A 20,180-nucleotide genomic window follows, 5' to 3' on the forward strand; every position below is an offset into this window, starting at 1 on the left:
CAGGTTTATGTGGCCATCGAGACATGGTAACATGTTCCATGAGTGCTACATTCGAGGTTTTCGAGGACAAACGCGGGAAGTACCGCTGGCGGCTCCGACACGAGAACGGGAACATCATCGCCGACTCGGGGCAGGGATACGCCGACGAGCGCGGCGCGCGCGAGGCGGTCGACCGCGTCCGCGACTACGCGCCCGAGGCCGACGTGCTCGACGTCGAGGACGCCGCCTTCGAGGTGTACGAGGACCAGGGCGGCGAATGGCGCTGGCGGCTCCGCCACCGCAACGGCAACATCCTCGCGGACTCGGGCGAGGGGTACGCCTCGCGGTCGGCCGCGGAGGACGCGGTCGACGGCGTCAAGCGCAACGCGCCCGGCGCCGACCAGGAGGAGACGGAGGACTGACCGCGGCGCTGCTCGTCGGCGCGCGCCTCACCGCAGCGGACCGGCGTCGTCGGAGCCGGCGGCGCCCTCGCTCGGAAGCACGCGCTGCCGGAGCGACGCCGGGCGACCGCCGGTCTGGATCACGTTGAACGCGGTCATCAGGTCCGTCCGCGAGACGAGTCCGACGAGGTTGCCGTTCGCGTCGATGACCGGCAGGCGCCCCACGCCGTGCTCCTGAAGCAGTCGGAGCGCCTCCATCGCGTCGGTGTCGGGCGTGACGCTCTTGATGTCCCGCTCCATGATCTCGGCCACCTCGTAGGCGTCCCGCTCCACCTCGCGGACCTCGCGGGCGTCCTCGAGCGTGACGAGGCCGACGAGGTCGTCGCCGTCCAGCACCGGGTAGCCGGTGTGGCGCTCGCGGAACATCCGGTCGACCAGCTCCGCGACGGTCGTCTCCTCGGAGACCACGTCCAGGTCCTCGCGGGGCGTCATCACGTCCGCGACCTGCACGTCCTGGAAGGCCGCCTTCAGCGTCGTCTGCTGGGCCTCGCCGGAGGCCGCGATGTAGATGAAGAAGGCCAGAAGCACCAGGAACAGGTTCGAGAACAGCCCGATGATGCCGAGCAGGAACGCGAACACCTTGCCGACCTCCGCGGCCTGCTGGGTCGCCTTCGCGTGCGGCTTGCCGCGCGCGAGCAGCGCGCGGAGCACGCGGCCGCCGTCCATCGGGAACGCCGGCAGCATGTTGAAGACGGCCAGCACCACGTTCAGGACGGCGAGGTAACCGAACACGAAGACCAAGGGGTCGAGCCCAGCGGGCGTCGCGAGGAACAGGCCGTAACAGATCACGCCGACGCCGACGCTGGTTATCGGGCCGGCGACCGCGATCCAGAACTCCTGTTTCCAGTCCTCGGGGAGTTCGGCGAAGTTGGCCATTCCGCCGAGGAGCCAGAGCGTGATGGAGTCGATGTCGTAGCCGTAGCGCATCGCGACCAGCGAGTGACCGAACTCGTGGACGAGCACGCCCGCGAACAGCCCCAGCGCGGACGCGAGCCCGATCAGCCACGGGGTCGTCCCCGCCTCCAGCGACGCGACGTCGATCCCCGCGCCCATCGTCTCGTTGACGACCGTCGCGATGGCCGCCACGTCCGAGCCGATCAGGTACGCGAACAGCGGCAACACGAGCAGGAACGTCCAGTTGAGCTTGATCGGAATGTCGAACAGGCGCCCGATCGTGATTCCTCGCATGCCGTTCCATTGGCGGGCCGCGCTCATAAAGGCGGGGCGAGCGGTGCCGCGGCCGGCCGAAAAACCGTTCGCCGACGCGCCGCGGACCGGCGAACCGGCCTTATAAGTCCCGCCGGCCGCGAGGGGAGGTATGAGCGACACCGACGGCGACACCGACCCCGACGGCGACACCGACGGCGGCGCGGCACCGGAACCCGTCATCCGACGCGACGGCGAGATCGAGTACGAAGTGGTCGGCGCGGCCGACGGCATGGGGAAGGGCGTCCTGATCGGCGAGGAGCACGGCGCGCCGAACTTCGCGCTCCGGAAGTTCCTGATCGAACCGGACGGCACCGTCCCGCGCCACACCAACGAGGTCGAGCACGTCCAGTACGTGCTGGCGGGCGACTACGTGGTGGGCATCGGCGACGAGGAGCACCGCGTCGGCCCGGGCGACTCCCTGCTGATCCCCGCGGGCGTCGAGCACTGGTACGAGAACGACGGCACGACGCGGGCCGCGTTCCTCTGTACGGTCCCCCACGGCGACGACGCCATCGAACTCGTCGAGGAGTGAGCGGAGGACCGCGATGACGGGGGAGACGAGGACGCGCGGGACGCGACCGTGACCCCGACCGACGCCGAGGCGAAGGCACGGGCGTACTACGACGCCATCGACAGCGGCGACTACGACCGCCTTGCGGCCCTGCTGCGCCCGGAGTTCGTCCACTACCGACCGGACCGCACGCTGGAGGGCCGCGACGCCTTCGTCCGGTTCATGCGCGACGAGCGTCCGATGACCGACACCACGCACGCGGTCGACGGCGTCTACCCCGAGGGGATCGGCGTCGCGGTACGGGGGCGCCTCCGCGGCCCCGACGGCGAGGACCTGTTCGCCTTCGTCGACGTGTTCGGCTTCGAGGACGGCGCGGTCGCGGCGCTGGAGACGTACACCGAGACGCTCGACGACTGACGGTTGTGCAGCCACCCTTCGAGACCGGAAGCGCTGCTGTACAGCACGTACCTGGCGGTCGGCGCGCGCGAGGAACGCGCGCGAGGGAGGCGGCGGCGCGGCCGCATGCGGTGCGGTTTCGCGGCCGCGCCGTCGCCGAGGCTGGGGAGGCGTGAGGCTGCTGTGCGGTCGCGGCGCGGTTGCGGTGCGGGGCGGGGCGGAGCGGGGCGAGGTGGGACTGAAAGGGGCAGCCGGCTCGATCCGGCCCCGGCGCCGCAAGCACCGCAGCGGGCTGTGCGGAGAGCGAGGAGCGCAGCGCGTGCCGCGGCCGGTCGAGCCGGCTGGGGCTTTCTGGGTGTTGCTGTCCCGAACAGCAGGATCGACGGTAGTACCAGATCAGTAGTACGGAGAGCCGGCTGGGGCTTTCTGGGTGTTGCGGACCAGCACAGCAGGATCGACAGCAGTCACAGAAAACTCGCCGTCCAAAGAGCCAGTAACCGAGGCGGAGATCTCCCCAACCCCGTCCACGCCCGAACGCAATCCTTACCGCCGCCCCTCACCGACTGCGTCCATGCGCGAGCAGTTCGAAATCCGGAACCACGACGGGATGGCCCGGCTCGGCCGGCTGGAGGTCCCGCGGGCGGACCGGACCGTCGAGACGCCCGCCCTCCTGCCCGTCGTCAATCCGAACGTGCTCACGATCGAACCGCGGCGGCTCCGCGAGGAGTTCGGCGCGGAGATCCTCATCACCAACTCCTACATCATTCACAACACCGACCGCGTTCGCGAGCGTGCGCTGGAGGAGGGGCTCCACGAACTGCTCGGCTTCGACGGCGCGATCATGACCGACTCCGGCTCCTTCCAGCTGGCGGAGTACGGCGACATCGACGTGACGACCGAGGAGATCCTCGAGTTCCAGCGCGCCATCGGCTCCGACATCGGCACCCCGGTGGACATCCCGACGCCGCCGGACGTCGACCGCGAGACCGCCGTCTCGGATCTGGCGGAGACGAAGGACGCGCTCGCGGAAGCGGAGACGGCCGACACCGGCGAGATGCTGGTCAACGCGCCCGTGCAGGGGTCGACGTATCCCGACCTGCGCGAGGAGGCGGGCAACCACGCGGCCGCGACCGACCTGGACGTGTTCCCGGTCGGCGCGGTCGTGCCGATGATGAACGGCTACCGCTACGCGGAGATGGTCGAGGCGGTCATGGGCGCGAAGCGCGGGCTCGGCCCCGCCGCGCCGGTCCACCTGTTCGGCGCCGGCCACCCGATGATGCTGGCGCTGGCGGTCGCCTGTGGCTGCGACCTGTTCGACTCCGCGGCGTACGCGCTGATGGCCCGCGACGGCCGGTACCTCACCGTCTCCGGCACCGAGCAGCTGGAGGACCTCCGCCACTTCCCCTGCTCGTGTCCGGTCTGTGCCGAGCACACGCCCGCGGACGTGCGCGGCGCGCCGGACGAGGAGACGGAGCGCCTGCTCGCCGAGCACAACCTCCACGTCACCTTCGAGGAGATGCGGCGGATCAAGCAGGCGATCGCGTCCGGGAACCTCATGGAACTCGTGGAGCGGCGGGCGCGCGGGCACCCCCGGATGCTCGACGGCTACCGGACGCTTCTGGACCACGCCGAGCAGGTCGAGGCGCACGACCCCGTCTCGAAGGGGAGCTTCTTCTACCTCTCGCGGGAGTCGGCCCGCCGGCCCGAGGTCGCGCGCTACCACGACCGGATCGAGCGCCTGCCCGTCCCCGACAGCCTGCTGCTCACGCAGTCGAAGGCGCCTTCGAAGCACGAGTTCGACGACGCGTGGCGCGTGTGGCCGCCGTTCGGGCCCGCGCCCGCCGCGCTCTCGGAGACGTACCCCCTCACCGCGACCGTGCCCGAGCGCTCGGACCCGGACCTCCAGCGCGCGGCCGCGGAGGGGGTCGCGCGGCTCGCCGCCGCCAATCCCGGGACCGACGTGACGCTCGCGCACGACGACTGGGACGAGCGCGCGCTCGCGGCCGTCCCGGATGCGGTGACGCTGGAGAACCTCGCCGAGTTGCACCGATAGCGAAGCGCGAACGCAACGCAATTGTCCGTCCGCCGTCGAGAACGGGTATGACCGACCACTTCGAGGTCCACGAGCGCGACGGCGCCGCCCGGCTGGGCGAGCTCCGTCTCGCGGACCCGGTGACGACGCCGGCGCTCGCGGACCCCTTCCTCGAGGACGCGGGCAGCCTCTGGGCCGCCGAACAGGAGGTCCCCGACGGCGACGACGACGCGCTGACCGTCCTCCCGCACCGCGCGTTCCCCGCGGGCACCCGCGACCCAGTCAAGGAGTCGTTCCGGGTCGACGGGCCGGACGTGGACTACCCCAGCGCCGTGGTCGTGGCCGCGGACGACGCCCGCGACGTGGGCGCGGACGCCTACCTCCTCTCGGACGCCGAGGGGTTCGTCGGCCACGCCGCGGCGTTCGTCGAGGCGATCGTCGAGGTGCGCGAGACGCTCCCCACCGACACCGCCGTCTTTCTGTCAGGCGTCGCCACGCCGCGCAACGCCGCGACGCTCGTCTACGCGGGCGTCGACCTGCTGGACGCGACGAAGGCCCGCGCGAGGGGGTTAGAGGGGATGTACCTCACCGACGAGGGCGAGTACTTCCTGGAAGACCTCGAGGAACTCCCCTGTGCCTGTCCGGCCTGCGCGACGCCACGCGAAGAGTTCGACCGCGCCGACTGCGCCGCGCACAACGTCAACGCCCTGAAGGCCGAACTGCGCCGGATCAGACACCGGATCCGCGAGGGGCGGCTCCGCGACTACGTCGAGGGACAGGCCCGCCACGACCAGTGGCTCACCGCGACGATGCGCCGGCTGGACGACCAGTGGGCGTACCTGGAGGAGCGGACGCCGCTCATCCGCGATTCGGAGCTGACGGCCGCGACCGAGGACACCCTCTCCCGCGTCGAGATCCAGCGCTTCGCGGACCGCGTCACCAGCCGCTATCGCAGCCGGCTCACGGACCACCCGCTCGTCCTCGTCCCCTGCTCGGCGACGAAGCCCTACTCCGACTCCCAGAGCCACCGCCAGTTCCACGACGCCATCCAGTGGCGCGGCCACGTCGCCTCCATGACCTCGCCCATCGGCGTCGTGCCGCAGGAGCTGGAGACCACCTACCCGGCCCAGCACTACGACAGCGTCGTCACGGGCGACTGGTCCGGCGACGAGATCGAGTTCGTCGCGGAGGTGCTCCGGCGCTACCTCGAGCGCAACGACTACCCGCGCGTGATCGCGCACGTCCCGGAGGACGGCTACCGCGAGATCTGCGAGCGCGTCGCCGCCGAAGTGGACACCCCCTTCGAGTACACCTGCGTCGACCACCCCACGACGGACGAGTCGCTCGGCGAGCTCAACGCCGCGCTGCAGGGCGAGGACGCCTACCGCAAGCGCGAGCGCGAGCACGCCACCGTCCGCGCGCTGGCGGACTACCAGCTCGGCGACGGCGCCGGCGACGCGCTGTTCCCCGAGGACCTCCGGACGACCGGCCGCTACCCCAAGATCCAGTCGTGGACCGACGGCGTCGGCGACGACGGCACCCAGCTGGCCACCATGGTCCCGCAGTACGGCGTCCACTCGTTCACGCTCGCGGGCGGGAAGCGCTGGGTCGAGAGCGACGCCCCCACCAAGCGCGTCGAGATCGACGGCTTCGTCCCCCGCGGCTCGGTGCTCGCGCCCGGCGTTCTCGACGCGAGCGACGACATCAGGCCCGGCGACGAGGTCGTGATCGAGGGCCCGAAGGCGTTCGCGGTCGGCCGCGCCGCCATGAGCGGCCCCGAGATGGTCGACTCCTCGCGCGGCATCGCGGTCGAGATCCGGCACTCCGAGGAGAAGTAAGGGAGCGCAGTCGACCGGATTTCTGTCCTCGCTATCGGTTAAGAACGTCCGCAACGCTGTCCCTCAGGTTTATGACTGTTGCAGTATTAACAACAGTCGAGGAGAGATCAATGCCCGCATTCGACGAGGAACCGGCCCCGGCTCCGGATCCAAACGAGTTCGACGCGGCGGACGCGGACGTCGACGACCGCCTGGAGTTCCGCGCCGCGTTCTCCGAGACGCTCGCACAGCACGGCTTCCCGGATACGCTCGTGCTCGCGCGGGAACGCGCCGCGGACGTCTTTCACGAGCGCCGGTTGGAGATTCTCGACCACCTGAAGGAGCAGAACCCGGCGTCGGTGCGCGCGCTCGCCGAGCAGTTGGGCTACGACAAGGGCGTGGTGAGTCGCGACCTGCAGCGACTCGCCCGGATCGACGTGATCGAGTACGAGGACGCCGGACGGTCGAAGGCGCCGCGTCTCAAGCACGAGCATGTCGTCGTCGAACCGATAGTCTGACCGCGTCCGCGGCGCGGGATAGTGGTCAGCTGTTTCGAAGGAAGCCGAAAAATCGGAGTGGCGAACGCCTTTCGCAAAAGACTCGGCCCTCTGTCGTCGATTACTGTTCCTGCCGCGCCACCTCGTGCCGCCCGAAGCCGTACCGCAGGCGGTTCGCGAGCCGGCGCGAGAAGCGGCCGTCGTTCCGCGAGTCGAAGCGCTCCGCGAGCGCCTGATAGATGAGCGGCACGGGGACCTCCTGTTCGAGCGCCTCCTCGACGGTCCAGGTGCCGGTGGAGCCGCCCGCGACGTGGTCGGCCACGTCGCCGAGGTCGGAGCCCTCCTCCGCGAACGCCTCCTCGCAAAGCTCGAGGAGCCACGACCGGATGACCGCGCCGTTGTTCCACGTCCGCGCGACCGACTCCATGTCGAGGTCGTAGCGCCCGTCGTGGAGCAGTTCGAACCCCTCGCCGTACGCCTGCATCAGCGCGTACTCGACGCCGTTGTGGACCATCTTCACGTAGTGGCCCGCGCCCGACGCACCCATGCGGTCGTGGCCGTCCGGGCCGGTCGCGACCGCGTCGAAGACGGGCGTCATGGCCTCGTAGGCCCACTCCGGGCCGCCGATCATCAGCGAGAACCCCGCCTCGGCGCTGGCCGGGCCGCCGGAGGTGCCGCAGTCGAGGTAGGCGGCGTCGGTCGCCTCGGCGCGGCGGACCGATTCCTCGAAGTGGGAGTTGCCGCCGTCGACGACCACGTCCGCGTCCGTGAGGTGCGGATCCAGGTCCGCGAGCGTCCCGTCTACGGGGTCGCCCGCGGGGACCATCAGCCAGATGCGCTTGCCGTCCGGGCCGCTCCCCTCGTCCAGCCGGTCACACAGATCCTCGACCGAGTCGGCCGGGTCCGCGCCGGCCTCGGCCGCTTCCGCGGTCGCCTCCGCGGAGAGGTCGAACGCGACGACCTCGTGGCCGGCGTCCAGCGAGCGGTTCACCACGATCTGGCCCATGCGGCCGAGTCCGATGACGCCCAGGTGCATACGCGAGCGGTCGGCGTGGCCCGAGGTAGTGGTTCCGGTTCGGGAGACACGGCGCGCCGCTCGGGTCCTCGGAGCGGTCGCTTTGCGGGGGACGACTCCGTCGACAGAAATCGCTCCGCGAAGAGCTTATCCGCTCCGCTCGTAGCGGTTGCGGACGACGATCGCGGTCGCGTTCATCGTCAGCAGGACGACGAGCAGCGTCACCACGCCGGCCGCGACGACGCCGTACCGGAACTCGGCCTGCGGAAAGTTCGCCCACGCGTAGATCTGCATCGGCATCGCGCTGAACTTGCTGAACAGGCTGTCCGGCGCGCTGAACACGGTGGTCGCGGCCCCGACCATGATCAGCGGCGCGGTCTCGCCGATGGCGCGCCCGAGCGCGAGGATGGTCCCCGTCAGGATGCCCGGCAGCGCCTCCGGCAGCACGACGTTCTTCGTCGTCTGCCACCGCGTCGCGCCCATCGCGTCCGACCCCTGTCGGAGCTCGTCGGGCACGGCGCGGATCGCCTCCTGTGCGGAGATGACGGTGATCGGGAGGATCAGGAGCGACAGCGTGAGCGACACCGTCACCGCCGTCCCGTACCCGAGCCCGAGCGTGTTCGCGAACAGCCCCAGCCCGAGCAGGCCGTAGACGACGGAGGGGACCGCCGCGAGGTTGGCGATGTTGACCTGGATCACGCGCGTCAGGACGCCGACGACGCCGGTCTCGGCGGTGTACTCCTCGAGGAACACCGCGGTCCCCACGCCGAGCGCGAACGACATGAGCGCGACGAGCGCGATGAGGATGATGGAGCCGACGATTGCGGGGTAGAGCCCGGCTTCCTCGGGCGTCCGCGAGGGGGCCTCGGTGACGTACGTCGGGTCGAGCCAGGGGTCGGGGGCGGCGATCCCGAACGTCTGGACGACGAACGCGCCGACGAGCGCGCCGCCGACGAGGACCGCCGGGAGGACCAGTCCCGAGAGACCCTCCCCGTCGTCGAGCTGCCGGTCGAGGAACGCCAGCGTCGGTACGCCGGCCGCGACCGTGACGAGCAGCGTGTAGACGGGATCGACGCCGACGAGGCCGAGGAAGCCGGCGCTGCCCGCGGCGACGCCGGCCAGAAGGGGGACGACGCCCACCGCGACGGCGGCCCGGCGGCGGCCGCGCCGCGCGACCAGCAACGCTCCGACGGCCGCGATCGGAACCGCGATCGACCACACGTACAGCGGGAAGTCCGTCGGGTAGGTGTCGACGACGGAACGCACCAGCACGGCGGCGAAGACGCCGAGCGCCGCGAGCGGGACCGCCGCGCCCTCGAGCCGGGGGCGGTCGTAGCGTCGCCCCGCGGCGTACAGCCCGACGCCCGGCACGACGCCGAGGGTGTACGCGAGGAAGTAGAGGCGGGCGTCGAACACCAGAAAGAGGACGCCGACGACGACCCCGAGCGCGGCCCCGCCGACGACACGACTGATCAGGCCGAACCCGACCGTGCCGACCGGGTTCCGGCTCGCGGCGAGCGTCGCGTACGCCGTAACCGGCGTCACCACCGCGAACAGGTACGCGACCTGCCACGAGAGACGGGGAATCGGTCGGACGAGCGCCTCGAAGGCGGTGAACGCGACCGCCGTCGCGACGAGCCCGCCGCTCAGCGTGACCGCCGCGTTTCGCGACAGCTTGCGGTCGTCGGCCGCGTACAGACAGAAGCCGAGGAAGGGGAGCACGAGCGTCAGGAAGTAGACCAGCAGCCACGCCGGGCTGGCGTTCGCCAGGTCGAACGCGTCGACCGAGACGTACACCAGAAGCACCGCGAGCGCGACGAGCCCGACCACGGAGGCCCCCAGCGAGAGGTACTCGAACAGGACCCCCTTGATCCGACTCACCTCGCCGAAGTCGACCCCGTCGTCGGTCGCGGCGTCGCCCGCCGTGCCGGCGGTCGTCGCGTCGTCGGTCGCCATTCAGTACTCCTCCCGGTAGCGGTTAGCGATCCTGTCGCTGATGACGTTCATGGTGAGCGTGAGTGCGAACAGCGCGAGACCGAGCGCGAACATCGAGCGGTACGGGAGCGAGCCGCCGACGAGGTCCCCGCCCGCGATCTGGACCATCGCGACGGTGATCGTCATCCCCGGCTCCAGCAGCACGTCGGCGGGGTGGACGTAGGGGATCCCGCCGGCGATCTCTCGGACATCGGGGAGGTTCGCCTGCGCACCCATCGCGACCACGACGACCATCGTCTCGCCGATGGCTCGCGAGACCGCGAGGATGTACGAGGAGGCGATCCCGGAGACGGACGCGGGGACGACGATGCCGGTCGAAACCTCGTACTTCGTCGCGCCGAGGCCGTAGCCGGCCTGTCTGAGCTCGTCGGGGACGGCGCTCATGGCGTCCTCGCTGATCGACGAGACCATCGGGATCGTCATGATGCCGACCATCAGCGACGCCGACAGCGCGTTGAAGGTGCTGATCTCGGGGAAGATCGTCGCCTTCAGCGCCGGCGTGACGTAGACGAGCGCGAAGTAACCGTAGACGACCGTCGGGACGCCCGCGAGCACCTCCAGCAGCGGCTTCAGGATCGAGCGCACGCGCGGGGTCGCGTACTCGCTGAGGTAGATGGCGGTCAGCGTCCCGATGGGGATCGCGACGAACGCCGCCGTGATCGTCACGACCAGCGTGCCGACGAACAGCGGGATGAGGCCGAACGCCTGCTCGCCGCCGCGGGGGTTCGGCGTCCAGTCGAACCCGGTGAGGAAGTCGACCACCGGCACCTCCGCGAAGAACACGACGGCGTCTGACAGCAGCGTCGCGAAGATCGCGACCGTCGTCAACAGCGTGGCGACCGCACACACCGCGAAGACGCCGCCGTAGGCGTTCTCACGGAGCCGCGTCGCGCCGCTGGCGCGGGACAGGTCCGGCGCGTCCGCGTCGCCGCTCACGCCGGATCACTCCGCGAGGGCGGTCGGGGCCCCGAGGGGGCTGTTCTCGGCGTCGACTCCGGGTCCGTCGTCGGCCGGTGCGTCGGTCGGCACATGGGGCTCTCAGTTGTTCGCTTGTTCGATGGCGGACTCAAGCTTTTCCATCTGCTGTTCCTTCGTCTCCTGCGTGCTCGGCACGTAGCCCACGTCGCCGGCGACGAGTTCCTCGTTGGTCGTCTGCTCGAGGAAGTAGCGCGCGAACTCCGCGACGTGCTCGTTCCCCAGTGACTCCACGGAGGGGTAGGTGTAGAGGTTCCGTGCGAGCGGCTGGTACTCGCCCGAGGAGGCCGTCTCCAGGCTCGGCTCGACGCAGCCGTCGCCGTTGTCGATACCGATCGCCTTCACCTGATCCGGGTTCTGGTAGTAGTACGAGAAGCCGAAGTAACCGATGGCGTACTCGCTGCCCTGCACGCCCTGCACGATGGTGTTGTCCTGCTCGGTCGCCTGATAATCGTCGGTGTGGCCGCGCTCCTCGCCCTGCACGTTCTCGACGAAGTAGTCGAACGTCCCGGAGGTGTCGGCCGCGCCGTAGCGCTCGATCTCTTCGTTCGGGAACTCGTCGCGGACCTCGTCCCACGTCTCGGCCGCGTCGGACTCCCATATCTGGGCGAGCTCCTCGACGGTCAGACAGTCGACGAAGTCCGCCTCGTTGTTGACCACGACCGTCAGCGCGTCCGTCGCCGCGACCAGTTCGATGTACTCGACGCCGTTGTCGGCACACAGCTCCTCCTCCTCCTCGGCGATCTCGCGGCTCGCGTTGTTGAAGTCGGTCTCGCCGACACAGAAGTGGTTCTGGAAGCCGCCGCCGGAGCCGGTCGAGCTGATGTCGACGCTGACCCCGTCGTGCTCGGCCGCGAAGTCCTCCGCGATGGCGCTCATCAGCGGGAAGACGGTGCTCGAGCCCGCAATGTTGATGTCGCCCGAAAGCCCGTCGCCGCCGTTGCCGTCTTCTTCGGTCGTACAGCCCGCAAGTCCCACGGTCGCGGCCGCGCCGGCCGCCGCGACGAAGTTCCGCCGGGTTCCCCACGTCCGCTTCGTGTCGTCGGTGTTCTCGGGCATCATCTGTACGGAGCGCCGTGTTGCGTATGAACCCTGCTATGACCTCTACCGACGAATCAGACCAATATATAGCAGTATATAGCTTACTCACATTCGTCCGTTTCGAGCAGGCAACCCACCAAACCCGCCGAAAAGCCGCCGTAGAAGCCCGAATATGGTGTTGATAATTTCCACCACACAATATTCGCGAAGTATGACCAGACTTGACAGGAAGAACGAGACCGGTCGGACGGACTATATATTGCTCTCGGCAGCGGTCGCGGCCGCGACCACGACGCGGTGCCGTCGGGACTAAGACGACCGGCGCACGTCGGTTCACCATGATCGAGACCGTGCTGGTCGCCGTGGACGACTCGCCGCTCGCGGAGTCGGCGGTCGCGTACGCCGCCGAGGTGTTCGCGGACGCCGACCTCGAAGCGGTCCACGTGGCCGACGTGGAGTACGACATGAACTACGACATGGAAGAGGTCGAGCGGGCATCCCTCGACGGACTCGAGGGAGCCGGCGACGAGCTCGCGCAGTCGGTGTTCGCGACCGTTCGAGAGGTCCTCGCCGACCGCGACGTGGACGCCAGCGCGACGCTGCTCGTCGGCGATCCGGGCGACCGGCTCGTCGAGTACGCGGCGGAGCGCAACGTCGACCAGATCGTGATGGGGACGCACGCGCGAGCCGGCCTCTCCCGGCACCTCATCGGCAGCGTCGCGGAGCAGGTCGCGCGCCGGACGGACGCGCCCACCACGCTCGTCAAGTAGTGCCGTCGGGCCTCCCAGCCGGAGCCCCCAATCGGCAGCGGTCCGGCGGGATTTAGGTCCCGGGCGCGTCCACCGGGTGCCATGGACGAACGCGTACGCGAGCACGCGAGAGTGCTGGTCGACTGGAGCGCGCGGGTCGAGACGGGCGACGACGTGGTGCTGGACGTGGCCGAGGACGCCCACGAGCTCGGCGTCGCGGTCGCGGAGAAACTGGGCGAGCGCGGGGCCAACGTCGTTCCCACCTACGGCTCCGACGAGGTGACGCGGGCGTACCTCCGCGGGCACGACGGCGAGTTCGACGACGATCCGGACCACGAGCTCGCGCTGTACGAGCAGGCGGATTCGGTACTCCGGATCGGCGGCGGCAGGAACACGACCGCGACCGCGGACGTACCGAGCGAGACGCGCCGCGCCTATCGGACCGCCCGGCAGGGCGTCCGCGAGGCCCGGATGGACACCGACTGGGTCTCGACGATCCACCCGACTCGGAGCCTCGCCCAGCAGGCCGGCATGTCCTACGAGGAGTATCAGGACTTCGTCTACGACGCCGTCCTCCGCGACTGGGAAGCACTGGCCGACGAGATGGCGAACATGAAGGAGGTCCTCGACGACGGCGAGGAGGTCCGGATCGTCGTCGACCGCGACGACCGCCCGAAGACGGACGTGACGATGTCGATCGCCGGCCGCACCGCGGTCAACTCCGCGGCGTCGGTCGCGTACGACTCCCACAACCTCCCCTCCGGCGAGGTGTTCACCGCGCCGTACGCCACGGAGGGGCAGGCGTTCTTCGACGTGCCGATGACGATCAACGCGACGCGCGTCCGGAACGTCCGCCTCGACTTCGCGGACGGCGAAGTGGTCGACTTCGCGGCCGAGACCGGCGAGGACGAACTCGCGGCCATCCTCGACACCGACGCGGGCGCGCGACGCCTCGGCGAGCTCGGCATCGGGATGAACCGCGGCATCGACCGGTTCACGGACTCGATCCTCTTCGACGAGAAGATGGGCGACACCGTCCACCTCGCGGTCGGCCGCGCCTACGACGCCTGCCTACCCGCGGGTGAGTCGGGCAACGACTCCGCGGTCCACGTCGACATGATCGCGGACGTGAGCGAGGACTCGTTCATCGCGGTCGACGGCGAGATCGTCCAGCGGAACGGCACGTTCCGGTGGGAGGACGGGTTCGGAGGAGAGGGATCGCGACGCACCGTGTGACGCGAGCGCCGAGCCGCGATCAGGACACGGGTCAGAACGGGTCAGCTGCCACCGTCCAGAAAGCGTCTGAGTGCGGCCGCACAGTCGGGACACAGAAGCACTTCGAGGTCGCCGTCGGGATCGAGCACGTCGACCGCGCCGAACTCCTCGCCGGGCTGAATCGTCACACCGCAGCGGACGCAGTCGTGTGGGCGAACCAGCGTCACGCCGGCACCTCGATCGACTCGACCTCGAGTTCGGGGCCGAGGACCACGTCGCGCGTGACGCCCTCCACGCGGATCCGAACGTTGATCTTCAGCGGGTCCCGACTCAGCACCACCTCCTCGCGGTCGACGCGGGCGTCCCAGTGAGGCCATTCGAACAGGTCGACGCCCTCGCTCGCGAACGCCGCGACTACCCGCGGGAGCACCAGCGCGGCGCGGGACGCTCGCGTCCGCATCCACCAGTGACACCGCGTGCAGTCGTGGCGGAACACGTCCGTGGACTCGGACCACCGAAAGCTCCGAGTCGGACCGAGCGCTCGGAACTCGACGGAGCCGGCACAGTAGGGACAGTAGCCCTGGTGGAGCGACAGCATGTCCCGTTTGATCCGCTTGCTTGCGGTTTCAAGCAGGTTCGCGGGGAGGTCCTCGCCGAAGCATCCCGCGACCAGCACGTAGTGGACGAGCACTTCCTCGCAGCCGCCACACCAGAGGCGGAAGCGGTCGTCCGCGTACTCACACCGCAGCGTGCCCTCGCAGTCGTCGCCCAGACAGGAAAAGTCGGTGTCGAACGGACCGAGGTCCTCGCGGACGCTGTACGCGCCCGCGAGAATGGCCTGATAGATGTCGATCCCCGGTCGCGTCAGGTGATACCCCTCCTCGGTCCGCTCGACGAACGTGCCCCGGAGCTTCCCGAGGTGGTAGGCGAACCGCCCGTTGTCCTCGACGCCCACCCGGTCCTGAAGCGCGGAGAACGGCACCGTCACGTAGCCGTCCCCGTCCTCGGCGGGCCCCCCGAGCTCGCGCACGATGGCGAGGCGCGTCTCGTGGGCCAGCGACGCGAACCGCTCGGATGGCGTCGCCGGGGGGTCGTCGGTCATGGTTCGTTCTTGGTGTCACGAAAGTTATGACTGACGACCGCGGAGGATGTCGTTCTCGACCGGCTCGTCCGGATGCTGCACCGCCAGCACGTCGAGTTCGCCGTCGAACGCCACGATGCGGGTGACGCCCTCGACGGTCATCGTCAGCTCCACGCGGAGCGGGTCCTCCGAGAGCACCGTCTCCTCCCACTCGTAGGCGCCGCTCCACTGCGGCACCGCGAAGGTGTCGACGCCCGCGGCCGCGAACTCGCCCGCGACGGCCGGCTTGATCAGCGCCACCACGGAGGTGCGGAAGTCGATGAACCAGTGGCAGCGCCGACAGGTCCGGCGGCTGGCCACGGGGTTCCCCGCCTCCGTCGGCTCCCGAAGCCGGCGGCGTTGACCGCGGTACTCGATGTCGACGGGGCCGGCACAGTAGGGGCAAAAGCCCAGTTCCATCGAGAAGGTGTCGCGCTTGAGTCGGCGGTCGGCCGCCCGCAGGAGGTCCGCGGGCAGGTCGTCGCCGAACGAGTGCGGGTCGACGGGGTAGCGCACGCGGAACGCCTCGCAGTCGGCACACTCGAGGTGGAACCGGAAGTCCTCGTAGCGACAGACGCAGTCGGCGCCGCACTCCTCCGGACAGGGGATGTCGGTCTCCAGCGGGCCGATGTCCTCGTGGTCCGCGTAGACGCCCGCCTGTATCGCCTGATACACCTGGATCCCGGGGACTCGGAGGCGGTAGCCGCGGTCGGTCCGCTCGACGAACCGCCCGACGAGCCTGTCGAGATGGTAGCTGAACCGGCCGCTGTCGTCGACGCCGACCCGGTCGCGGAGCTCCGAGAAGGGAAGCGCGTCGAACGAACCCGTCCCCCCGGCGTCGCCCAGCACCCGGATCACGTCCAGCCGAGTCTCGTCGCTCAACACGGCGAAGGCGTCCGAGACCGCGTCCACCGGAGGCTCGGTGGTCATCTTCCAGATACTGTCAGCCGAAACGGAAAAACGTACCGTGTGGATCTGGGTCACGGAGCCGGGAAAACTTGTCTGGCCCGAAACACGAAGTGAAGGGAGTTTCACCGAGAGGTTATAATCCCGGCTTCGAAAGCAGGATACGCCGCGCGGGTACCGAATCGTGTGCCTCTGACATCCCGACTCGCCCCTCGGGCGAGTCCCCGCCCGCGGCATTTCTGTCCCGCCGAGCGACTGCGCCGGTCGGCGGCGCCGCGCCGTCACGCCCGCGAGCGGTAGCAATTTACCGTCGGCGCCCGCCACTTCGAGCATGACCGCGGACGAGCACGACGGCGAGCGGCCGCCCGTTGCGGACGAGCTCCGGAGCCACGGCGTCAGCGTCGAGTCCGTCGACTCGCGGGACCCGCTGACGGTTACCTACCTGACGGCGTTTCCCGCCAACGAGGTCCACCGCCGCGAGGTGGGCCGCGCCTGCAACGCCCTGCTTGACCTGGCGGCGGGCGGCGCGTGGGCGCCGACGCGCGTCGAGGCGACCGTCGTCCGTTCGCCGGGCGACGTGCTCGGAACGTGGCACGCGGAGCCGGAGTGGTTCCGCGCGCTGCTCGCGGACGAGATCACCGAGACGGAGTTCTCGGTGCGCGTCGTCGAGACGATATCGAACGCGGACGACCCCGACGCCAACGGCCCCGACGCCAACGGCCCCGACGCCGACGGCCCCGACGCCAACGGCCCCGACGCCGACGGCCCCGACGCGGAGGGCGGCGCGTGACCCGCCGCGACCCGATCAACCGCGCACAGCGGGCCCTCGACCGCCCCGCCCGCGAGCGGTACGCGACGCGACGGCTCGCGTTCGAGAGCGGTGGCGCCACCTGCCGCGGTGTCCTCCACCTCCCCGCCTCGACCGACGAGCCCCCGCTCGTCGTGCTCGCGCCGGACGTGGGTGCCGAGCGCACCGCCGGGCTCCCGGCGGTCGCGGAGCGGCTGGCGGCCGCGGGCTACGCCGCGTTCACCTTCGACTACCGCGGGTTCGGCGGGAGCGACGGGACCGACCGCCGGATCGCGCCCGCCCGCCAGCGCGCCGACCTCGCCGCCGCGGCGGACCGTGCACAGCGCGTCGACGCCGTCGGGCGTGAGACGGTCCTCTGGGGCGCGGGACTCGGTGCGGCCAACGCGTTCCGGCTCGCGGGCGAGCGCACCGACGTGGACGCGGCGATGGCGGTCACGCCGATCCTCGACGGACGCGCCTTCCTCCGGCGGAACCGCGGGACGAAACAGTTTCTCCGCGCGGTGGCGGCGGGCGTCCGCGACCGCGTCGGCGGCTGGGCGGGCGCGGGCGTCGAGGTCCCGATCGTCGGCGACCCGGAGGCGAACGCCGTCGTGACCGGTCCGGGCGCGAAGCGCGCGTACCTCGACTTAGTCGACCGCGAGTCGGACTGGCGGAACGCCACGCCCGCCCGGTCGCTGCTCGCGCTCGCCCGCTTCGGCGTCGGCGACGCGCTCGACGGAGTGCGGGTTCCCGCGCTGCTGCTCGCGGGAACCGACGACGCGCAGGCCCCCGCAAGCGAGGCCGAGCGCGCCGCCGACGCCCTCCCGAACGCCACGCTCGTCCGCATGCCCGCCGACCACTGGTCGCCGTACGCGGTCGACTTCGAGCCCGCGATCGGTCATCAGCTGGCGTTTCTCCGTGATGCGCTCGAGCACTGATCGGTTGGGTGAGCCGCTCGTCGGGCGAGGTCCGACGCGCTTTCTGTCTCGGTTGCAGAACCTGGTGATCGGGACGGCAACGTCCAGAGGTCCCCAGCCGGCACTCTGTACGATGTTTCTGAGTTTTCTTTTTTGTTGCAGCCTGCTGCTTGGACCAGCACCACCTCGAAAACCCAGCCGGCTGCCCCGTCCAGTCCTACCCACAGCCCCGCGACCGCACAGCCCCGCGACCGCACAGCCCCGCGACCGCACAGCAGCCTCGTCCCTCCCCAGCCTCGGCCGCGGGCCGGGCGCGGAACCGCAGCGCGGGACAAACCGCGTCCCGCTGGCCTCCAGCGTGCAGTAGCGCGCTGGAGACACCGCATCGCGGCCGGCCCGCGCCCTCCACCGAAAATCGGAGATTTTCGAGCAGCCGGCGTGCAGTCGCGCGCCGGAAATCGGAGATTTCCGAGCCGCCGTTCGCTCCGCACCGCGCTCCCGGCGACGCCGGCGACCTCGCGCGGTCGCGGCGACACAGGGTCGCCGCGGCGCGCGCCACCGCCGCGATCACTGCGGACGGCCGTGGCCGCCGATCTCTCGGTCCGGCAACGACTTCCGATGCGGGTCCGCTATCCCGCCCGCTCGTGGCGCGGCCGCCTCACTCGGTCAGCGGCATCACGATCCCGAAGACGACCACCGAGATCAGCGCGATCACCGGGCCGAGGAACTCCATGGTCAGGAACACGGTGTTCAGCGTCTCCGTCGCGCCGCCGGTCGCGTGGAGGCCGTACTCCGCGAGCGTGCCGGCCACGAACAGCGCGCCGCCGAGCAGCGCGCCGCCCTTCGTCATGCGTCCGTAGTCCGCGTCGCCGTATCTGCCGGGCATGGTCGCGACCGAACCGTTCGCCTCAAAAATTCGTTTCGGTCCGGCTCACGACCTACTCGAAAGGTTGACAAGCACCGCTCCCCCGGAGACGGTCATGGAAAAGCCGCTTGCGGAGTTCGCGACCGAACTCGTCGAACTCCTCGCGCTGGTGCTCGGGACGGGGGCGCTCTCGTCGGTCGGCGTCTACCTCGAACAGCTCGGGATCGCCGCGCTGTCGGCCGGCGACGTGGTCGTCGGTGCGTGGATGCTCGGCATGGGCGCCGTGCTCCTCTACGGCGGGGGCTGGATGCTCGGCTACGAGACGCTCGTCCCCCGGGCGAAGCGACTGCTGACGAGTTCGGCGGAGTAGACGCTCGAAAACGGCGCGATAGACGACCGCTGCGCGAACTTTCGACTACAGCTCTTTCGCGACGACCGGCGCGACCGACACCGCGGAGCAGGCGCGCTCGAGCGTGTCGGTGCCGATCACGCGCTCGACGCCCGCGCGTCGGAGCTTCGTGACCGCATTGCTCGCGAGCATTGGGTGGACGCAGGCGGCGAGCACGCGGGCGGCGCCGCGCTCGACGAGCACCTCGACCGCCTCGCTCATCGTCGACCCGGTGGCGACGATGTCGTCGACGACGACCACGTCCCGGTCCGCGACCGGCGCGTCCGACGGGGAGATCTCGATCTCGCCGGTGTCGCGGTCGCGGTGCTTCTCGAAGAAGTCCGTCTCGCCGGCGCCGTGGGCGTCGCGGACGGTCTCCGCGATGTCGGTCGCACCCTCGTCGGGCGCCAGAAAGAGCGGGTCATCGAGGTCGGGGAGCGGCGCCGCGAGGACGCCCGCGGCGTCGACGACGGTCGTCGGCACGTCGTAGTAGTCGGCGACGCTCGGCTCGTGGGGGTTCACGAGGACGACGCGGTCGGTCCCGGTCGCGACCGCGCGCGCCATCGCGCGGGCCGACACGGGCTGCCCGCGCTTGAACGCCTGGTCCTGCCGGGCGTAGCCCATGTACGGGACGACGGTGGTCACGTCCGTCGCCCCCGCCTCGCGGACCGCGTCCTGCAGCTGGAGCAGTTCCACCCACGCCTCGTCGCTGTCGGTGCTGGCGACGACGACCGCGGCGTCTCCGGCGAACTCCGGGACCGACGCGAGCCCCTCCCCGTCCGGAAACCGCTCGTAGGTCGGCGTCACGAGCGAGCGTCCCGTCTCCGCGGCCAGCGCGGCCGCGAGCGTCTGGGCGCTCGACCCGGGTACGATCATGGCTACCGGTTCCGCGGACGCGCTTAAACCGGTTTCCTTACTCGCGCGACCGCCGCGACCACCGATCGCCGCGGCTCGGCAGTCGAGAACTGGAGAACGCACCGGCCGAGATTTGAACCGGAGAAAGACGGTCCGGGCGTTCCGTTGCGCCTCGCGGCGCCGGCCGCGGCCGGCGCTCCGCTCGCCGGACGGGTCCGGGCATGCGACTTTCAGGATTCAAATCTCTCTGGGAGATTTTTCTCACGTCGTTCGAAAAATGCACCGGCCGAGATTTGAACTCGGGTTGCAACCATGGCAAGGTTGCGTGATACCACTACACTACCGGTGCGCTTCCTGTACCTGTACGTGGGTCGGTGTTCTACTTAAACCTGTCACATTCGGACGACGGCGTGGGGGACCGCCAGTCCGTTTCGATCACCGGGACGACGA

The 20,180-nt window shown here is 70.2% G+C and carries 21 protein-coding genes and 1 tRNA gene; 11 read left to right on the top strand and 11 right to left on the bottom strand.

Annotated features, from left to right (window positions below):
* The first annotated feature begins 38 nt into the window (after positions 1-38).
* Positions 39-401: a YegP family protein gene (locus tag AN233_RS18455; protein ID WP_449271528.1), complete on the top strand. Its 363-nt coding sequence runs from the start codon at positions 39-41 to the stop codon at positions 399-401.
* Between the two features lie 27 nt (positions 402-428).
* On the opposite strand, the gene AN233_RS15610 is transcribed toward AN233_RS18455, so the two are convergent.
* Positions 429-1,628: a CBS domain-containing protein gene (locus AN233_RS15610; protein ID WP_058367682.1), complete on the bottom strand. Its 1,200-nt coding sequence runs from the start codon at positions 1,626-1,628 to the stop codon at positions 429-431.
* 130 nt (positions 1,629-1,758) lie between these two features.
* On the opposite strand from AN233_RS15610, the gene AN233_RS15615 reads away from it, so the two are divergent.
* The 5 genes from AN233_RS15615 to AN233_RS15635 all read left to right on the top strand — a co-directional run bounded on the left by AN233_RS15615 (position 1,759) and on the right by AN233_RS15635 (position 6,923).
* Entirely contained in the window at positions 1,759-2,181 is a 423-nt protein-coding gene (locus AN233_RS15615) for a cupin domain-containing protein (protein WP_058367683.1), read from the top strand.
* 48 nt (positions 2,182-2,229) lie between these two features.
* Positions 2,230-2,577, top strand: a complete 348-nt coding sequence (locus AN233_RS15620; protein WP_058367684.1) for a nuclear transport factor 2 family protein — start codon at positions 2,230-2,232, stop codon at positions 2,575-2,577.
* A gap of 550 nt (positions 2,578-3,127) precedes the next feature.
* Positions 3,128-4,609 (top strand): tRNA guanosine(15) transglycosylase TgtA, encoded by a 1,482-nt coding sequence (gene tgtA / locus AN233_RS15625; RefSeq protein ID WP_058367685.1) that lies wholly within the window; start codon positions 3,128-3,130, stop codon positions 4,607-4,609.
* 47 nt (positions 4,610-4,656) lie between these two features.
* Complete coding sequence (arcS, locus tag AN233_RS15630; protein WP_058367686.1) at positions 4,657-6,426, top strand: archaeosine synthase subunit alpha; 1,770 nt, start codon at positions 4,657-4,659, stop codon at positions 6,424-6,426.
* Between the two features lie 110 nt (positions 6,427-6,536).
* The gene (locus AN233_RS15635; RefSeq protein ID WP_058367687.1) at positions 6,537-6,923 is read left to right on the top strand and encodes an HVO_A0114 family putative DNA-binding protein; all 387 of its coding nucleotides are present in this window, start codon (positions 6,537-6,539) and stop codon (positions 6,921-6,923) included.
* A gap of 100 nt (positions 6,924-7,023) precedes the next feature.
* Here AN233_RS15635 and AN233_RS15640 read toward each other — a convergent pair whose 3' ends face one another.
* From AN233_RS15640 to AN233_RS15655, 4 genes are all read right to left on the bottom strand, one after another.
* Complete coding sequence (locus tag AN233_RS15640; protein WP_058367688.1) at positions 7,024-7,938, bottom strand: decarboxylating 6-phosphogluconate dehydrogenase; 915 nt, start codon at positions 7,936-7,938, stop codon at positions 7,024-7,026.
* A gap of 126 nt (positions 7,939-8,064) precedes the next feature.
* Positions 8,065-9,873, bottom strand: coding sequence for a phosphate ABC transporter permease PstA (gene pstA, locus AN233_RS15645; protein ID WP_058367689.1), 1,809 nt, complete (start codon positions 9,871-9,873; stop codon positions 8,065-8,067).
* Positions 9,874-10,848 (bottom strand): phosphate ABC transporter permease subunit PstC, encoded by a 975-nt coding sequence (pstC, locus tag AN233_RS15650; RefSeq protein ID WP_058367690.1) that lies wholly within the window; start codon positions 10,846-10,848, stop codon positions 9,874-9,876. It lies immediately after the preceding gene.
* A gap of 102 nt (positions 10,849-10,950) precedes the next feature.
* The gene (locus tag AN233_RS15655; RefSeq protein WP_058367691.1) at positions 10,951-11,949 is read right to left on the bottom strand and encodes a PstS family phosphate ABC transporter substrate-binding protein; all 999 of its coding nucleotides are present in this window, start codon (positions 11,947-11,949) and stop codon (positions 10,951-10,953) included.
* Positions 11,950-12,266: 317 nt separating this feature from the next.
* Here AN233_RS15655 and AN233_RS15660 point away from each other — a divergent pair, with 317 nt between their 5' ends.
* Both AN233_RS15660 and AN233_RS15665 read left to right on the top strand, forming a co-directional pair.
* The gene (locus tag AN233_RS15660) at positions 12,267-12,698 is read left to right on the top strand and encodes a universal stress protein (RefSeq protein ID WP_058367692.1); all 432 of its coding nucleotides are present in this window, start codon (positions 12,267-12,269) and stop codon (positions 12,696-12,698) included.
* An 81-nt stretch (positions 12,699-12,779) separates the two neighbouring features.
* Positions 12,780-13,913, top strand: coding sequence for an aminopeptidase (locus AN233_RS15665; protein WP_058367693.1), 1,134 nt, complete (start codon positions 12,780-12,782; stop codon positions 13,911-13,913).
* A gap of 41 nt (positions 13,914-13,954) precedes the next feature.
* On the opposite strand, the gene AN233_RS17525 is transcribed toward AN233_RS15665, so the two are convergent.
* The 3 genes from AN233_RS17525 to AN233_RS15675 are packed head-to-tail and all read right to left on the bottom strand — an operon-like array spanning position 13,955 to position 15,942.
* Entirely contained in the window at positions 13,955-14,119 is a 165-nt protein-coding gene (locus AN233_RS17525; protein WP_176696708.1) for a hypothetical protein, read from the bottom strand.
* Entirely contained in the window at positions 14,116-14,994 is an 879-nt protein-coding gene (locus AN233_RS15670) for a winged helix-turn-helix domain-containing protein (protein WP_058367694.1), read from the bottom strand. Before AN233_RS15670 ends, AN233_RS17525 begins: the two co-directional genes overlap by 4 nt.
* A 24-nt stretch (positions 14,995-15,018) precedes the next feature.
* On the bottom strand, positions 15,019-15,942 hold the full coding sequence (locus tag AN233_RS15675; RefSeq protein ID WP_058367695.1) for an ArsR/SmtB family transcription factor: 924 nt from the start codon (positions 15,940-15,942) through the stop codon (positions 15,019-15,021).
* Positions 15,943-16,249: 307 nt separating this feature from the next.
* On the opposite strand from AN233_RS15675, the gene AN233_RS15680 reads away from it, so the two are divergent.
* Together AN233_RS15680 and AN233_RS15685 are read left to right on the top strand one after the other, a co-directional pair.
* On the top strand, positions 16,250-16,708 hold the full coding sequence (locus AN233_RS15680) for a hypothetical protein (RefSeq protein WP_058367696.1): 459 nt from the start codon (positions 16,250-16,252) through the stop codon (positions 16,706-16,708).
* Positions 16,705-17,643: an alpha/beta hydrolase gene (locus AN233_RS15685; protein ID WP_058367697.1), complete on the top strand. Its 939-nt coding sequence runs from the start codon at positions 16,705-16,707 to the stop codon at positions 17,641-17,643. The genes AN233_RS15680 and AN233_RS15685 overlap by 4 nt, the downstream gene beginning before the upstream one ends.
* Positions 17,644-18,280: 637 nt before the next feature.
* On the opposite strand, the gene AN233_RS15690 is transcribed toward AN233_RS15685, so the two are convergent.
* Positions 18,281-18,508, bottom strand: coding sequence for a DUF7860 family protein (locus AN233_RS15690; protein ID WP_058367698.1), 228 nt, complete (start codon positions 18,506-18,508; stop codon positions 18,281-18,283).
* 94 nt (positions 18,509-18,602) lie between these two features.
* Here AN233_RS15690 and AN233_RS15695 point away from each other — a divergent pair, with 94 nt between their 5' ends.
* Positions 18,603-18,857: a hypothetical protein gene (locus tag AN233_RS15695; protein ID WP_058367699.1), complete on the top strand. Its 255-nt coding sequence runs from the start codon at positions 18,603-18,605 to the stop codon at positions 18,855-18,857.
* A 45-nt stretch (positions 18,858-18,902) separates the two neighbouring features.
* Here AN233_RS15695 and prs read toward each other — a convergent pair whose 3' ends face one another.
* Positions 18,903-19,751 (bottom strand): ribose-phosphate diphosphokinase, encoded by an 849-nt coding sequence (prs, locus tag AN233_RS15700; RefSeq protein WP_058367700.1) that lies wholly within the window; start codon positions 19,749-19,751, stop codon positions 18,903-18,905.
* A 257-nt stretch (positions 19,752-20,008) separates the two neighbouring features.
* Positions 20,009-20,079 (bottom strand) — tRNA-Gly (locus AN233_RS15705).
* Positions 20,080-20,180: the final 101 nt, after the last annotated feature.

Origin of the sequence: Haloparvum sedimenti, assembly GCF_001462205.1 — an archaeon.
GTDB classification, from domain to species: Archaea; Halobacteriota; Halobacteria; order Halobacteriales; family Haloferacaceae; genus Haloparvum; species Haloparvum sedimenti.

What these genes read in the sequence shown, in the direction of transcription:
- tgtA (WP_058367685.1), top strand. Translation starts at nt 3,128, where the DNA reads ATGCGCGAGCAGTTCGAAATCCGGAACCACGACGGGATGGCCCGGCTC.
- AN233_RS15655 (WP_058367691.1), bottom strand. Translation starts at nt 11,949, where the DNA reads ATGATGCCCGAGAACACCGACGACACGAAGCGGACGTGGGGAACCCGG.
- AN233_RS15675 (WP_058367695.1), bottom strand. Translation starts at nt 15,942, where the DNA reads ATGACCACCGAGCCTCCGGTGGACGCGGTCTCGGACGCCTTCGCCGTG.
- AN233_RS15680 (WP_058367696.1), top strand. Translation starts at nt 16,250, where the DNA reads ATGACCGCGGACGAGCACGACGGCGAGCGGCCGCCCGTTGCGGACGAG.
- AN233_RS15695 (WP_058367699.1), top strand. Translation starts at nt 18,603, where the DNA reads ATGGAAAAGCCGCTTGCGGAGTTCGCGACCGAACTCGTCGAACTCCTC.
- AN233_RS15615 (WP_058367683.1), top strand. Translation starts at nt 1,759, where the DNA reads ATGAGCGACACCGACGGCGACACCGACCCCGACGGCGACACCGACGGC.
- AN233_RS15610 (WP_058367682.1), bottom strand. Translation starts at nt 1,628, where the DNA reads ATGCGAGGAATCACGATCGGGCGCCTGTTCGACATTCCGATCAAGCTC.
- AN233_RS15670 (WP_058367694.1), bottom strand. Translation starts at nt 14,994, where the DNA reads ATGACCGACGACCCCCCGGCGACGCCATCCGAGCGGTTCGCGTCGCTG.
- AN233_RS15665 (WP_058367693.1), top strand. Translation starts at nt 12,780, where the DNA reads ATGGACGAACGCGTACGCGAGCACGCGAGAGTGCTGGTCGACTGGAGC.
- AN233_RS15640 (WP_058367688.1), bottom strand. Translation starts at nt 7,938, where the DNA reads ATGCACCTGGGCGTCATCGGACTCGGCCGCATGGGCCAGATCGTGGTG.
- AN233_RS15635 (WP_058367687.1), top strand. Translation starts at nt 6,537, where the DNA reads ATGCCCGCATTCGACGAGGAACCGGCCCCGGCTCCGGATCCAAACGAG.
- AN233_RS15690 (WP_058367698.1), bottom strand. Translation starts at nt 18,508, where the DNA reads ATGCCCGGCAGATACGGCGACGCGGACTACGGACGCATGACGAAGGGC.
- AN233_RS15660 (WP_058367692.1), top strand. Translation starts at nt 12,267, where the DNA reads ATGATCGAGACCGTGCTGGTCGCCGTGGACGACTCGCCGCTCGCGGAG.
- AN233_RS18455 (WP_449271528.1), top strand. Translation starts at nt 39, where the DNA reads ATGAGTGCTACATTCGAGGTTTTCGAGGACAAACGCGGGAAGTACCGC.
- prs (WP_058367700.1), bottom strand. Translation starts at nt 19,751, where the DNA reads ATGATCGTACCCGGGTCGAGCGCCCAGACGCTCGCGGCCGCGCTGGCC.
- pstA (WP_058367689.1), bottom strand. Translation starts at nt 9,873, where the DNA reads ATGGCGACCGACGACGCGACGACCGCCGGCACGGCGGGCGACGCCGCG.
- arcS (WP_058367686.1), top strand. Translation starts at nt 4,657, where the DNA reads ATGACCGACCACTTCGAGGTCCACGAGCGCGACGGCGCCGCCCGGCTG.